The sequence below is a fragment of the Paracoccus onchidii genome, from assembly GCF_028294535.1.
Taxonomy (GTDB): Bacteria; Pseudomonadota; Alphaproteobacteria; order Rhodobacterales; family Rhodobacteraceae; genus Paracoccus; species Paracoccus onchidii.
The window spans coordinates 1-645 of sequence record NZ_JAQBIE010000079.1 but is presented as its reverse complement, the minus strand read 5'-3'; the positions used below and the strand labels follow the sequence as shown (position 1 = coordinate 645).

The 645-nt window shown below is 55.2% G+C and carries 1 tRNA gene and 1 pseudogene; both read right to left on the bottom strand.

Annotation, left to right across the window (positions count from 1 at the left end):
- Positions 1-117 precede the first annotated feature (117 nt).
- Positions 118-366 (bottom strand): annotated as a pseudogene (locus PAF17_RS20130) (hypothetical protein); the annotation flags it as partial.
- Positions 367-529: 163 nt separating this feature from the next.
- Positions 530-606 (bottom strand) — tRNA-Met (locus PAF17_RS20125).
- Positions 607-645 lie beyond the last annotated feature (39 nt).

Genomic DNA, 645 nt, shown 5'->3' with positions numbered 1-645 from the left:
TCGGTGATCTGCGCGACCGCGTCACGCTTGAACTCGGCGCTGAAATTGCCTTTGCCCATCTCGGCCTCCTTGCCTCAAAATTAGGGAAGAAGGCGTCTACGAATCTAGGGGCTATTCAACTTCGAGCGGCGGGAACTCGTATTCATTGATGACCTTGTTGTAGCGGAACATTTCTTCGGCACTTTTCCCGGGCCAGTCAAAATGCTCGACTGCCCAGTGCACAAAGACGCGCTTGAACGCTTTCGTCTTCGTCAAACCGATCGACCCGTGCTCCTGAGCGTACTGAAGCGTCAGAAGCGCAGCGCGCAATAGCGGCGAGTGGGTCAGATCGGGATGGTCATCGGAAAGGGTGCGGAACTCGATCATGGCGCGATGCTGCCACAGGCAGTTTCGCGAGACCAGACGCCAGATCCGCCCTACCCCGTCCAGCGGGCTCGTCGAATGTTGATGTGGTGTTGAGTTGAATTGCGGACAAGCAAAAAGCCCCGCTGCAGGCGGGGCGTAAGGCATTGATATTTGGTGTTTATTTTGGTTGCGGGGGTAGGATTTGAACCTACGACCTTCAGGTTATGAGCCTGACGAGCTACCGGGCTGCTCTACCCCGCGTCAAGATTTGTCCTGGATCGGTTTTTTTATCGTTTAGAG